Annotated in this window: 8 protein-coding genes; 3 read left to right on the forward strand and 5 right to left on the reverse strand. The window is 60.9% G+C overall.

Annotated features, from left to right (window positions below; all coding sequences use genetic code 11):
- Window positions 1-82 precede the first annotated feature (82 nt).
- Window positions 83-2,272: an autotransporter family protein gene (locus KVG87_RS06460; RefSeq protein WP_217849808.1), complete on the forward strand. Its 2,190-nt coding sequence runs from the start codon at window positions 83-85 to the stop codon at window positions 2,270-2,272.
- Window positions 2,273-2,482: 210 nt separating this feature from the next.
- Here the strand turns inward: KVG87_RS06460 and oadA are convergent, their stop codons facing one another.
- Together oadA and KVG87_RS06470 are read right to left on the reverse strand one after the other, a co-directional pair.
- Window positions 2,483-4,291 carry a sodium-extruding oxaloacetate decarboxylase subunit alpha gene (gene oadA, locus KVG87_RS06465; protein WP_217849809.1) on the reverse strand — a complete coding sequence of 603 codons (1,809 nt, stop codon included), beginning with the start codon at window positions 4,289-4,291 and terminating at the stop codon, window positions 2,483-2,485.
- 101 nt (window positions 4,292-4,392) lie between these two features.
- A complete protein-coding gene (locus KVG87_RS06470; protein WP_024014853.1) occupies window positions 4,393-5,808 on the reverse strand; it encodes an acetyl-CoA carboxylase biotin carboxylase subunit in 1,416 nt (471 codons plus the stop codon).
- Window positions 5,809-5,998: 190 nt separating this feature from the next.
- Between KVG87_RS06470 and KVG87_RS06475 the strand changes: the two genes are divergently transcribed.
- Window positions 5,999-6,961, forward strand: a complete 963-nt coding sequence (locus tag KVG87_RS06475) for a LysR family transcriptional regulator (protein WP_217849810.1) — start codon at window positions 5,999-6,001, stop codon at window positions 6,959-6,961.
- On the opposite strand, the gene KVG87_RS06480 is transcribed toward KVG87_RS06475, so the two are convergent.
- The 3 genes from KVG87_RS06480 to KVG87_RS06490 form a co-directional block, all read right to left on the reverse strand.
- Window positions 6,903-7,106, reverse strand: coding sequence for a PA3496 family putative envelope integrity protein (locus tag KVG87_RS06480; RefSeq protein ID WP_081932351.1), 204 nt, complete (start codon window positions 7,104-7,106; stop codon window positions 6,903-6,905). The two genes, KVG87_RS06475 and KVG87_RS06480, sit on opposite strands and share 59 nt — an antisense overlap.
- Before the next feature lie 230 nt (window positions 7,107-7,336).
- Window positions 7,337-8,203 carry a transcriptional regulator HexR gene (hexR, locus tag KVG87_RS06485; protein WP_007962240.1) on the reverse strand — a complete coding sequence of 289 codons (867 nt, stop codon included), beginning with the start codon at window positions 8,201-8,203 and terminating at the stop codon, window positions 7,337-7,339.
- A 127-nt stretch (window positions 8,204-8,330) separates the two neighbouring features.
- Window positions 8,331-11,204 carry a GGDEF domain-containing phosphodiesterase gene (locus KVG87_RS06490; RefSeq protein WP_217849812.1) on the reverse strand — a complete coding sequence of 958 codons (2,874 nt, stop codon included), beginning with the start codon at window positions 11,202-11,204 and terminating at the stop codon, window positions 8,331-8,333.
- A 256-nt stretch (window positions 11,205-11,460) separates the two neighbouring features.
- On the opposite strand from KVG87_RS06490, the gene uvrD reads away from it, so the two are divergent.
- Entirely contained in the window at window positions 11,461-13,644 is a 2,184-nt protein-coding gene (uvrD, locus tag KVG87_RS06495; protein WP_016772450.1) for a DNA helicase II, read from the forward strand.
- Window positions 13,645-13,825: the final 181 nt, after the last annotated feature.

A 13,825-nucleotide genomic window follows, 5' to 3' on the forward strand; every position in this document is an offset into this window, starting at 1 on the left:
GCGTGGATGTGGGAAGCGGCCGACATCGGTTTTTTTCAGGCAGCAATAGAGTTGGATTTTCTCGATACGGAAATCGAACCTGATGCCCACTCAACACCTATTCGCACCAAAACACCTGGCTCTGGCTATTTCACTGGCGCTGGGTGGCGTAGCGCTGGCTAACGCCGAGCAATCCACTGAAGCAATCGAGCAGCCCCCAAGCATGGAAACGACGGAGCAGCCCGAAGCCAACCCCAAGCAACAGGCTTTGGAACGGCTCCAGGGTTTTCTCAACGATGCGAGCACAGTGCCGATTACCTTTACGACACCGGAAGCCGTGTTCAAAGGGACTGACGTCAACGATTTGATCACCCTTGCAGACGGGGCAAGCTTCACTGGCCGGCTGGATGGCGGCAAGGGCGATAACGTGTTGTTCCTGAATGTTGCGGATGGCGGCACGTTGAACGACACACGCAACTTCAATGGGTTATTCGTCGCCCAAGGCAACTGGACGCTGAGCTCCAAGGGTGATTTTCATGAAGGCGTTCTGGTCAACAGCGGTGGAACGTTAACCAACCTCGGCAGCATCAAGGGCGATGTGTATGTCCAGAATGGTGGCAGTTTCGCCGGTAAAGGCACGGTGGGAAATCTTGAGGTGGGTGGGCTGCTCACCGTCAATGCAGCGCTTGGCGCACCGCGAGTGAAGGGTAATTTGCACTTGGCGCCCGGTGCCGAACTGGCTTACGAGGTCACTCCCGCTGGTGGTCAGACGATCAAGGTCGATGGCACCGCCCAACTCGAAGGTGCCACCCTGAAGATTGTTTCGGCTCCCGGAGAATATCCGCAGAGCAGCCAATACAAAATCATTGAGGCCCGAGAGGTGAAAGGCGAATTCGGCAGGATCGAGAACGATCTGGCCTATATGACCGCCACAGCTCAATACAACAAGAAGTCGGTTGGGCTGACTTACGCTCGCAATGGTGAACCGCTTGAAAGCCTCGCTCCTACAGAAAATGCGGGCGCACTTGCAGGAAGTATTATCGAGCCAGAGCAGCCGACTTCTCCCGCTGTACCGATCGCAACAACGCCCGCTCCAGCTTCAATGACAGCCGGGATCGCAACTCCAGCCCCCGCCCTGACCTCAGTTGCGACCTTGATTGAAGACTCCGCATCGGTGGAATCATCGATACCCGACGAAATCGTAACTGCACAAACCACCGCACAGCCCGCGTCGGAGCCTGCAAAGCCCATTAACACCGCCGTCGCCGCACTGCTGACCAGCGATAAAACCACCGCGCCCATCGCCCTCGATCAACTTGCCGCAGGCAGCAATGCCAACCTCGCCAAAGCCACGCTGAGCAGTATCACGCCGGTCAGTACGAGCATGCTCTCGGCGATGCGCCAACTGGACAACCGTTCCGGCTCTACTGACGGCTCGCGCAGTTCAGCGCGTCAGGCCGCAGGCAACGAAGACTCCGGACGGGTGTGGGTTCAGGCGCTGGGCCACGGCGGCAAGGTTGACCGCGACGCTGACGGCATCCTCCAACATGCCACGCAAGGGCTGGCCGTGGGCGCTGACTGGCGACTCGATGAGCACTGGCATGTCGGCCTGCTTGGCGGCAAATCGCAGGCGAAACTCGATGCCCGCCAGTACAACGGCGACCTCGACAGCTGGCACCTCGGTGCCTATGCCGTGCGTCAGGACGGCCCGCTGTCTTTGCGCCTAGGTGCGACCTACGCCAGCCATGACGGCAGCAGCACACGGCGGGTAGCGTTCAAGGGTTTCAGCGATCGTCTCAAGGGCAATTACGACGCCAATACTCAGCAAGCATTTGCCGAGGCCGGGTTCAACCTGGGCCGCAACAACGTGACCCTCGAACCCTTCGCCAGCCTCGGCTATCAGCGCTATCAGCGCGACAGCTACAACGAAAAGGGCGGCGACGCGGCGTTGAAAGTCTACGGCCAGACCCGCGACAACTTCAGCAGCACCTTCGGTCTGCGTGTTGCGCGGGTCAATACGCTGGATAACGGCATGCATTTGACCCCGCGATTGAGCGCAGGCTGGAAACATACCTACGGTGACATCGACAGTGACACCCGCCAGCAACTGCGCAAGGGCGGCAAGCGCTTCGAAGTGACCGGCGCGGCACTGGATCGGAACAGTCTGTCGCTGGATGCGGGGCTCGATCTTGGTCTTTCGGCGGCGCACACACTGGGCGTGGGCTTAACGGGTGAGCTGGGTAATGACAGCCGAACGTATGGCGTGGCGGGTCAATGGCGCATGGCGTTCTGATGGATTAAGCACGCCTCCTGTGGGAGCGAGCCTGCTCGCGAAAGCGGTGGATCATGCAAAGATGCTATTGGCTGACCTGGCGCATTCGCGAGCAGGCTCGCTCCCACATGTGATCCCTGGCAATGACCTGACAAGGTCGGAAAATCACAGGCAAAAAAAGGGGAGCACATGCCCCCCCGAGGTTTAAAGCGTTGGATCGCGACTGTTATCTCAGCCTTCGATCTCGATGAGGATTTCGCCCGGGTTGACCCGGTCGCCCTTGGCCACATGAATAGCGGAGACCTTGCCGCCGATGGCAGCCTGGACTTCGGTTTCCATCTTCATCGCTTCGGTGATCAGTACCGCCTGGCCAGCCTTGACGGTGTCGCCCTCCTTGACCAGCACATCGACGATGTTGCCGGGCATGGTGGTGCTCACGTGGCCTGGTGCCGAGGCCTGTTTGCGTTTGCTGCTGCCACCACCGACGAATTCGTTGAGCGGTTCGAACACCACTTCTTCCGGCATGCCGTCGATGGACAGATAGAAGTGGCGCTTGCCTTCGGCCTTGACGCCGACACCGGTGATATCGACGCGATAGGTTTCGCCGTGGACGTCGATGACGAACTCGGTCGGCACGCCTTCGCCGCCCGCCGAGGCAACCGCGCCCGCTTCCGGGATTGGCAACAGCACTTCCGGCGTGAGGGTGCCGGCGGCGCGTTCTTCGAGGAATTTGCGGCCGATGTCCGGGAACATGGCGAAGGTCAGTACGTCTTCTTCGGACTTGGCCAGTGCACCGATATCGGCACGCAGCTTGGTCATTTCCGGCTTGAGCAGATCGGCCGGGCGCACGTCGATGACGTCTTCGCTGCCGATCGCCTGACGCCGCAGCTTTTCATTGACCACGCCCGGCGCCTTGCCGTAGCCGCCCTGCAGATACAGCTTCACTTCGTTGGTGATGGTCTTGTAGCGCTCGCCGGCCAGTACGTTGAAAAACGCCTGGGTGCCGACGATTTGCGAGGTCGGGGTCACCAGCGGCGGGAAGCCGAGGTCTTCACGTACGCGCGGGATTTCTGCGAGCACTTCGCCCATGCGATTCAGAGCGCCCTGCTCTTTCAACTGGTTGGCGAGGTTGGAGATCATCCCGCCCGGCACTTGGTTGACCTGCACACGGGTGTCGACGGCGGTGAATTCGCTTTCGAACTGGTGGTACTTCTTGCGCACGGCATAGAAGTACAGGCCGATTTCCTGGAGCAGCTCCAGATTCAGGCCGGTGTCGTACTCGGTGCCCTTGAGCGCGGCGACCATTGATTCGGTGCCCGGGTGGCTGGTGCCCGAGGCGAAGCTGGAGATTGCGGTGTCGATGTGATCGGCACCGTTTTCGATCGCCTTGAGCTGGCACATGGCGGCCAGGCCAGCGGTGTCGTGAGAGTGGATGAACACCGGCAACGACTGCTCGGCTTTCAGAGCGCGCACCAGTTCACCAGTGGCGTATGGAGTCAGCAGACCGGCCATGTCCTTGATCGCTACCGAGTCGCAGCCCATGGATTCCATTTGCTTGGCCTGGGTGACGAAAGCCTCGATGGTGTGCACCGGGCTGGTGGTGTAGGCGATGGTGCCTTGCGCATGTTTGCCGGCAGCCTTCACTGCTTCAATGGCAACACGCAGGTTACGCACATCGTTCATCGCATCGAAGATGCGGAACACGTCGATGCCGTTCACCGCTGCTTTGGCGACGAAGGCTTTGACCACGTCGTCGCTGTAGTGGCGATAGCCGAGCAGATTCTGCCCGCGCAGGAGCATTTGCAGGCGGGTGTTGGGCAGCGCCGCACGCAGTTGGCGCAGGCGCTCCCACGGGTCTTCCTTGAGAAAGCGCACGCAAGCGTCGAACGTCGCGCCGCCCCAGCATTCCAGCGACCAGTAGCCGACCTTGTCGAGCTTGTCGCAGATCGGCAGCATGTCTTCGGTGCGCATGCGGGTGGCGAGCAGCGATTGGTGAGCGTCGCGCAGGATGGTGTCGGTAACGAAGATCTTCTTAGTCATTGGTATCTCCTCATAGCGGCAAGCTTCAAGCTACGAGCAGCAAGAAAAAGCCAATCTGCTTTTACTTGCCGCTTGCAGCTGAAAGCTCGCAGCTGCTTCATTCATAGGCCTGCGTGGGCGGCGATGGCGGCGGCGATGGCCAGGGCCAGCTCTTCGGGTTTGCGCTTGATCGAGTAGTTGGTCAGTTCCGGGTGGCTTTCAACGAAGCTGGTGTTGAACTGGCCGCTACGGAATTCCGGGTTGCGCAGGATTTCCTGGTAGTAGGCGGCGGTGGTCTTCACGCCCTGCAGACGCATGTCGTCCAGCGCCCGCAGACCACGGTCCATCGCCTCTTCCCAGGTCAGCGCCCAGACCACCAGTTTCAGGCACATCGAGTCGTAGAACGGTGGAATGGTGTAACCGGTGTAGATCGCCGTGTCGGTGCGCACGCCCGGGCCGCCGGGGGCGTAGTAACGGGTGATCTTGCCGAAACTCGGCAGGAAGTTGTTCTTCGGATCCTCGGCGTTGATACGGAACTGCAACGCAAAGCCACGGTGCTGAATGTCTTCCTGCTTCACCGACAGCGGCAGGCCGGAAGCGATGCGAATCTGCTCGCGGACGATGTCGATGCCGGTGATTTCTTCGGTGATGGTGTGTTCCACCTGCACCCGCGTGTTCATTTCCATGAAGTACACCTCGCCCTCGGCGAGCAGGAACTCCACGGTACCGGCGTTCTCGTAACCCACAGCCTTGGCCGCACGCACCGACAGGTCGCCGATGTAGGCGCGTTGTTCCGGGGTCAGCTGCGGGCTGGGCGCGATCTCGATCAGCTTCTGATTGCGGCGCTGGATCGAGCAGTCACGCTCGAACAGATGCACGACGTTGCCGAAGCTGTCGCCAAGGATCTGCGCTTCGATGTGCTTGGGATTGACGATGCATTTTTCCAGGAACACTTCCGCCGAACCGAACGCCTTGGTGGCCTCGGATATGACCCGGGGGAAGTTCTGTTCGAGTTCTTCGCGGCTGTTGCAGCGACGGATACCGCGACCGCCACCACCGGAGGTGGCCTTGAGCATTACCGGGTAACCGATGCGGTCGCCTTCGACCAAGGCTTCTTCGATGCCGGAGACGTTGCCCTCGGTACCGGGCGTTACCGGTACGCCGGCCTTGATCATGCTGCGGCGCGCTTCGGTCTTGTCGCCCATGCGCCGGATGACTTCCGCCGACGGGCCGATGAATTTGATACCGCGCTCAGCGCAGATTTCCGCCAGCTCGGCGTTTTCCGAAAGGAAGCCGTAGCCGGGGTGCAGCGCATCGCAGCCGGTTTCCACCGCCAGGTTCACCAGCTTGCGCGGGTTCAGATAGCCGGCCAGTGGCTCGGCACCCACGCTGTGGGCCTCGTCCGCACGCTTCACATGCAAGGCATGGCGATCGGCGTCGGAGAAAATCGCAACCGAGCGAATGCCCATTTCGGCGCAGGCTCGTACGATGCGTACGGCAATCTCACCACGGTTGGCGATCAGGATCTTTTTTATCACTTGGAGGTTCCCTTGAGCCGGTGGCACCACGACCTGCTAGACCCAGGTCGACGCGTGACCAAATGTTTCAATTCAGTCGCAGGTCCACACTAGCGCTGCTGAGGGATTAACAAAAATGAATAAAAATTGGGTCAGGCATAAGCAAACACTTATAGTTGAAGCAACTGACCGCTGACCGAGCCTGAAAAGTATGCGTAAGTCATTGATGCGTATGACATTGCGTCAATTGCAGATCTTCAATGAGGTCTGTGATCTACGCTCGTACAGTCGCGCCGCCGAGGAAATGTCCCTCACACAACCGGCCGTGAGCCTACAGATTCGTCAGCTGGAAGAGCTGATTGGCCAGCCGCTGTTCGACTATGTCGGCAAAAAACTCTACATGACCGAGGCGGCGGAAGCGCTCCAACGTGCCAGTCGCGACATTTTCGGGCGGCTGGAAAACCTCGATATGCAACTGTCGGACATGCAGGGTTCGCTGCAGGGTCAGCTGAAACTGGCAGTGGAATCGAGCGCCAAATATTTCGTGCCGCATCTGTTTGCTGCGTTCAAGCGCCAGCATCCGGAAGTCAATTTGCAGCTGACCGTGGTCAACCGTGGCCAGGTCATCCGCCGCCTCTCGGACAATCGCGATGATCTGGTAATCATGTCGATGGTGCCGCAGGACATGGGCCTGGAATTCCTGCCGTTCCTCAACAATCCGATTGTCGCCGTGGCGTGCCCGGATCACCCGCTGGCGCACATGAGCCCGTTGCGCTTGCAGGATCTGGAGCCGTATACGCTGCTGATCCGCGAGCCGGGTTCTGGCACGCGCCTGGCCTGCGAAGAATATTTCAAGGAAAAGCGCGTGCACTTCACCCAGACCCAGGAAGTGGCCTCGGCCGAAGCCCAGCGCGAATGCGTGGTGGCGGGTCTGGGCCTGGCGCTGTTGACGCGCCACGCCCTGAACCTGGAGCTGGCGACCGGCGGTCTGGTCGAGCTGCCGGTCGAGGAGTTGCCGCTGATGCGCAGCTGGTGTCTGGTGCAAGCCAAAGCCAAGCGGCTGTCACCGGTGGCGCACGCCTTCCTGGCGTTCATCCGCAGCGAGCGGGCGCAGATTATTGCGTTGGTTGAGCGTTTCGACGGGAAGCTGCGGGCGTCGCCTGCCAGTGCGTGATCTCGGGAAAATCGCCGATCTCAGCCTGAAGCTGGCGAAGTTCGAAGCGATCTTCGATTGCGCGGCGAAACTCCATGCGGCGCTGGTCTTCCTGCTGACGACGGGTTTTCGCGGCGCTGTTGCGTTCTTCGTAGGGCTGAGCCATTTCGAGTCTCCCAGGGCGAGTACGGGAGTTTCACGATAGGCGTGGGGGATGACGGTTTGGCTGCGTCCGGGTTACAGACTGATGAAAATTTCAATGTGCGGCGTGTATGGGGACGCTTTCGCGAGCAGGCTCGCTCCCACATTTGATCCCGTTATGACCCGGAATTTATGTTCTCAGGAGCTCCCCTGTGGAAGCGAGCCTGCTCGCGAACAAGGTCGGAACGACCTTGCTCAATCATCCAGGGCTTTCACGGCTTTTGGAGACAAACGCAAACTGCGCAGACTGCGCTTCACGCTCTTGAGGTGATTGACCAGGCTCGGCCCGCGCGCCATGGCCACGCCCATTGCCAGCACGTCGATCACCACCAGGTGGGCGATTCGCGAGGTCAGCGGCGTGTAGATCTCGGTGTCTTCGTGCACATCGATCGCCAGATTGACGGTCGACAGTTCGGCCAACGGCGTCTGGCTCGGGCACAGGGTGATCAGCGATGCCCCGCTCTCGCGAACGAGGTTAGCGGTGATCAGCAAATCCTTGGAGCGCCCTGACTGGGAAATACAGATCGCCACATCGGTCGGTTTCAAGGTAACGGCTGACATGGCCTGCATGTGCGGGTCGGAGTACGCCGCCGCGGTCAGCAGCAACCGGAAGAACTTGTGCTGCGCATCCGCCGCCACCGCGCCCGAGGCACCGAAGCCGTAGAACTCGACACGTTGCGCCTGGGACATCAACGTCACCGCACGCTGCAACTCCACCGGGTCGAGCTTCTCGCGCACTTCCATCAGGGTGTGCAGCGTGGTGTCGAAAATCTTCAGGCTGTAGTCGGCGACGGAGTCATCTTCGTGGATCGCGAACTGGCCGAAGCTGGCGCCGGCGGCGAGGCTCTGAGCCAGTTTCAGTTTGAGATCCTGAAAGCCGGAACAACCGATGGCGCGGCAGAAGCGCACGATGGTCGGCTCGCTGATGCCGACGCTGTGAGCCAGGTCGGCCATGGAACTGTGCATCACTGCCGCAGGGTCAAGCAGCACGTGGTCGGCGACCTTGAGCTCCGACTTGCGTAACAGGTGACGTGACTGGGCAATGTGTTGCAGCAGATTCAAGGGGCTGGACTCTTCTTGTGGGCAAGGATGTAGCAAGCTTGTAGTTATACTACATGAATGGGCATTTTGCCTGCTCAATGCGTAACTCAATGTCCCGGCATCAGGGACGCTGCGGTGCATGTAGCCCTTACTGCGGATTTGCCTGATCACGCAGAAGCCCGGCCAGACGGGCAGCGTCCACCGGCCGGCTGATCAGATAACCCTGCACTTCGTCGCAGCGTTCGGCGCGCAGAAATGCCAGCTGATCCTCACGCTCGACACCCTCGGCGACGACTTTGAGGGCCAGCCCGTGGGCCATGGCGATGATCGCGCGAGTGATCGCTGCGTCCGCACTGCCCTCGCTCAAGCCGCGAATGAACGCCTGATCGATCTTCACGTAATCCACCGGAATGCGCTTGAGGTAACTCAACGACGAATACCCGGTACCGAAATCATCGATCGCCAGTTTCACTCCCAGATCGCGCAGTTGCTGGAACGTCGCAATGATGTGTTCGACGCTGTCGAGCAAATGACTTTCGGTCAGCTCCAGCTCGAGGTAGTGCGGCGCCAGCCCGGTTTCTTCCAGCACTTGCCGCACCAGACTGACCAGCTTGCCCTGGCGCAGCTGATGCACCGACAGGTTCACCGACACGCGGATCGGCGCTAGGCCCTGGCGCTGCCATTCGCACGCTTGCCAGCACGCCTGACGCAAAACGAATTCGCCGATCGGCCCGATCAGACCGGTCTCTTCGGCCAGGCCAATGAAATCCGCCGGCGGCACCTGGCCCATGCTCGGATGATCCCAGCGCACCAGCGCTTCAGCGGCATTCATGCGGCCGGTTGGCAGGCACAGTTTCGGTTGGTAGAACACCGTCAGTTGCTGTTCTTCAATGGCTCGGCGCAAGTGGTTTTCCAGCTGCAAGCGTTCGAGTGTGCTGGCTTGCAGGCTGTCGGTGAAGAACTGGAAATTGTTGCCGCCCAGATGCTTGGCATGCTGCATGGCCATGTTCGACTGGCTGACCAGCGCTGAAATTTCCCGCGCATTGTCCGGCAACAGGCTGATGCCCATCGAAGCGCTGACCACCAGTTCATGCCCGTCGACGCTCAGCGGCAAACGCAGCTTGGCCGACAACCGCGTCGCTACCCGTGCCAGGCTCGACAGATTGCCGTAGGCATCGAACAGCACGGCAAACTCGTCTCCGGACAAGCGCGCAATGGTGTCGGCCTCAGGCAAGGCATTGACCAGCCGCCGCGCCATTTTTTGCAGCAGCTGATCGGCGACTTCATGGCCGAGGCTGTCATTGAGCAATTTGAAACGATCCAGATTGATGTGCAGCAACGCCAGACTGCGGCGCCCGCCCTGCCGCACCCGCTGATGGGCTTCGTGCAGGCGTTCGCGGAACAGTGAACGGTTGGCCAGGCCGGTGAGCTCGTCGTAATGGGTCAGATAGCGCAGGCGTTCTTCCGAGGCACGCCGCGCCGAGAGATCGGCGAAGAAGCCGACGATATGGCTGACATTGCCACGGCTATCACGCACGGCATTGAGTTGCAGCCACTGCGGATACAACTCGCCGTTCTTGCGGGTTTCCACCAACTCACCCTGCCAACTGCCGTGCTGCTCCAGTGCATGACGGATCGCCACATAGTGGCGATGGGCATCGCGGCTGCAAGGCAACTCGACGACGTTGCGCCCGAGCATGTCGTCGATCTCGTAACCGGTGACCCGGCTGAAAGCCTGGTTGATCGCAATCAGCGCGTAGTTCGGGTCAAGAATCACGATGCCCTCGCTGGCCGCTTCGAACACCGTGGCCGCCAGCCGCTGCTGCTCTTCGAGGCTTTTGCTGGCGCTGATATCGCGGCGAGTACCGACCATGCGGATCACCCGGCCGCTGGCGCTGCGCTCCACGGCACGGCCACGGTCCTCGATCCACACCCAGTGGCCGTCGCCATGGCGCAGGCGATATTCGACCTGATAATCCTCGGTGCGCCCCTTCAAATGCTCGACCAGGGCGAACTTGAGTGACGGTACGTCTTCAGGATGCAGTCGTGGCTTGAGGTCGCGCAGCAGCGCGGTGACGTATTCCGGGGCGAGACCGAACAGTTCCTGAATCTGCGTGTGATGGACCTCGTCGGTCTGCAGATTCCAGTCCCACAATCCGAGCTCACTGGCCTTGAGCGCCAGCGCCAGGCGCGCTTCGCTTTTGCTCAGGGCCTGATTGGCGGCATCCAGTTCGCGGCTGCGCTGGGCCACGCGATCTTCGAGATCGACCTGCGCTTCACGCAATTGCGCCTCGGCACAGCGGCGCTGTTCGATCTCTTTGCCAAGCTCCTGATTGAGTTGTTCGCTGCGCGTCTGCGCTTGCTGCAAATGCTCGATCAAGTGCTGATTCTGGAAGCGCCGCAGCAATCCGCGGTCGATCAGCCGATTGACCTGCCATGCCACCACACTCAGCGAACCGAGCAGGATCAGACCCAGCCAGCCCCAGCCCCGCGCCTGATCGTCGCCGCCCCAGAACAGGTAGCCGATCGCTGGCAGCAGGCACGGCAAGGTAAACGAGAGGAACGCCGGCAGGCTCACCGCGTAGGCGACACTGGCCGACAGCGTTGCCGCGCCGATCAGACCGAATACCCAGGCTTGCTGCATGAAGTTGTCAGCGGGCACCAGAGCGATGCCGGCTCCGGCCAGTGTCAGGCCGGTCATGGTCGAACCGAGCAGGAACATGCGGAACCAGATCGGCTGGGCCTGACGATCGGGAATCGCCGAATCGAACGCGGCCACCTGAATCACCCGCAGCGCGACCAGCGACAGCAGCCACACCAGCCAGACGCTGACCACGAAGTAGCGCTGCGGGCTCCAGAGCAAAGCGGCGCAGACCAGACCATTGATCAACATGAACAGCGTGGGCAACAGCGAGCCCTGATACAGCAGACGCGTGCGCTCCACCGCCATTTCGACGGCATAGTGCTTGCGGATCACCCGGGGGTCCACGGAGGGCCCCGACAGTTCGGCGCTGAGGATCATGGGCAACGTTCTTGTTCTTATAGGAGGGCGTGCGCCCGAAACGTGGACGGAGCATACACAAGCCGATCCCGATGCCAAACTGCTGCCGATCACAATTGCGGGGAAATTTTCCGCCGCTTGCGCACCGCTGCAACCCCTCAGGCGAGACGGGCCGAAGCCTGCAGCCAGTGACCGACCGGTCGTCATCGGCAGCACTTTCATCGGCTAATGCAACGCACGGTTTGCCCGGGCCTGCGGCGCACCCTAGAATGCCCCGATGCGCGATGATCTCTCCCTTCTGCTGAACTCCCTCAACGATGCCCAACGCCAGGCCGTAGCAGCCCCCGTTGGCCGTCAGTTGGTCCTGGCCGGCGCCGGTTCCGGTAAAACCCGAGTGCTGGTGCACCGTATCGCCTGGTTGATCCAGGTCGAAAACGCCTCACCTCACTCCATCCTGTCGGTGACCTTCACCAACAAGGCCGCTGCGGAGATGCGCCATCGCATCGAGCAGTTGCTGGGCATCAACCCGGCCGGCATGTGGGTCGGCACCTTCCACGGCCTCGCGCACCGCTTGCTGCGGGCGCACTGGCAGGAAGCGGGCCTGAGCCAGACCTTCCAGATTCTCGACAGCGATGACCAGCAACGACTGGTCAAGCGGGTGATCCGCGAGCTCGGTCTGGACGAGCAACGCTGGCCGGCGCGTCAGGCGCAGTGGTTCATCAACGGCCAGAAAGACGAAGGTCTGCGACCGCAACACATTCAGGCCAGCGGCGACCTGTTCCTCGCCACCATGCGCGGCATCTACGAAGCCTACGAGGCAGCGTGCCTGCGGGCTGGCGTGATCGATTTCTCCGAACTGCTGCTGCGCGCCCTCGATCTGTGGCGCGATCACCCCGGCCTGCTGGCGCACTACCAAAAGCGCTTCCGGCATATTCTGGTCGACGAATTCCAGGACACCAACGCCGTGCAGTACGCCTGGTTGCGCCTGCTCGGCAAGGGTGGCGACAGCCTGATGGTGGTCGGCGACGACGACCAGTCGATTTACGGCTGGCGCGGGGCGAAGATCGAGAACATCCATCAGTACTCTTCGGACTTCCCGGACTCCGAGACGATTCGTCTGGAGCAGAACTACCGCTCCACCGCCGGCATTCTCAAAGCCGCCAACGCGCTGATCGCCAACAACACCGGGCGTCTCGGTAAAGAGCTGTGGACCGACGGCGGCGACGGCGAAGCGATCAACCTGTACGCCGCGTTCAACGAGCACGACGAAGCGCGCTACGTGGTGGAAACCATCGAAAGTGCGCTGAAAACCGGTCTGGCCCGTAGCGATATCGCGATTCTGTACCGCTCCAACGCCCAGTCGCGGGTGCTTGAAGAAGCCCTGCTGCGCGAGCGCATCCCGTACCGCATCTATGGCGGACAGCGCTTCTTCGAACGCGCGGAAATCAAGAACGCCATGGCCTACCTGCGTTTGCTTGAAGGTCGCGGCAACGACGCGGCGCTGGAGCGGGTGATCAACGTGCCCGCCCGCGGCATCGGCGAGAAGACCGTCGAAGCGATTCGCGAGCATGCGCGGCACAGCGACGTGTCGATGTGGGAAGCGATGCGCCTACTGGTGGCCAACAAAGGCCTGACCGGCCGTGCAGCGAGCGCGCTCGGTGCGTTTATCGAACTGATCGAAAATCTTGCCGCCAAGTGCGCCGAGATGCCGCTGCACCTGATGACGCAAACCGTCATCGAGCAATCCGGCCTGATCGCTTATCACGAAGCGGAAAAAGGCGAAAAAGGCCAGGCCCGGGTAGAAAACCTTGAGGAACTGGTCAGCGCCGCACGCAACTTCGAGAACACCGAAGAGGACGAAGAACTGACGCCACTGGCGGCGTTCCTCGGCCACGCATCGCTGGAGGCCGGCGACACTCAGGCTGACGAGCACGAAGACAGCGTGCAGCTGATGACCCTGCACAGCGCCAAAGGCCTGGAATTCCCTTATGTGTTCCTCGTGGGCATGGAAGAAGGCCTGTTCCCGCACAAGATGAGCCTGGAAGAACCGGGGCGTCTTGAAGAGGAAAGGCGTCTGGCTTACGTCGGTATCACCCGGGCGATGCAGAATCTGGTCATGACCTACGCCGAAACCCGGCGCCTGTACGGCAGCGAAACCTACAACAAGGTGTCGCGTTTCGTCCGCGAAGTGCCGAAAGGCCTGATTCAGGAAGTGCGCCTGTCCAACAGCGTCAGCCGACCGTTCGGCGGCAACCAGTCGATGAGCGGCAGCAGCCTGTTCAGCGGCAGCGAGATTCCGGAAACCGGTTTTGTGCTCGGTCAGGCCGTACGTCATTCGATCTTCGGCGAAGGGGTGATCCTCAACTTCGAAGGTTCCGGCGCCCAGGCCCGGGTGCAGGTGAACTTCAGCGAAGGCAGCAAGTGGCTGATGCTCGGCTATGCCAAGCTGGAAGCGATCTAATCACCGGCACTGAACCCATGTGGGAGCGAGCCTGCTCGCTCCTTGTATGTTCCCCACACACCAGCATGAATGAGATCTAAGCTCGCTGGTGCGACATACGAAGATGTGTTTCTGGGGGAGACCGATCGCTCCTTAAGGCAGGACTTGCTCCTGACCTTGTCTGTAGAGAGGTCCCCCCGCC

The organism is Pseudomonas siliginis, assembly GCF_019145195.1.
Classification (GTDB): Bacteria; Pseudomonadota; Gammaproteobacteria; order Pseudomonadales; family Pseudomonadaceae; genus Aquipseudomonas; species Aquipseudomonas siliginis.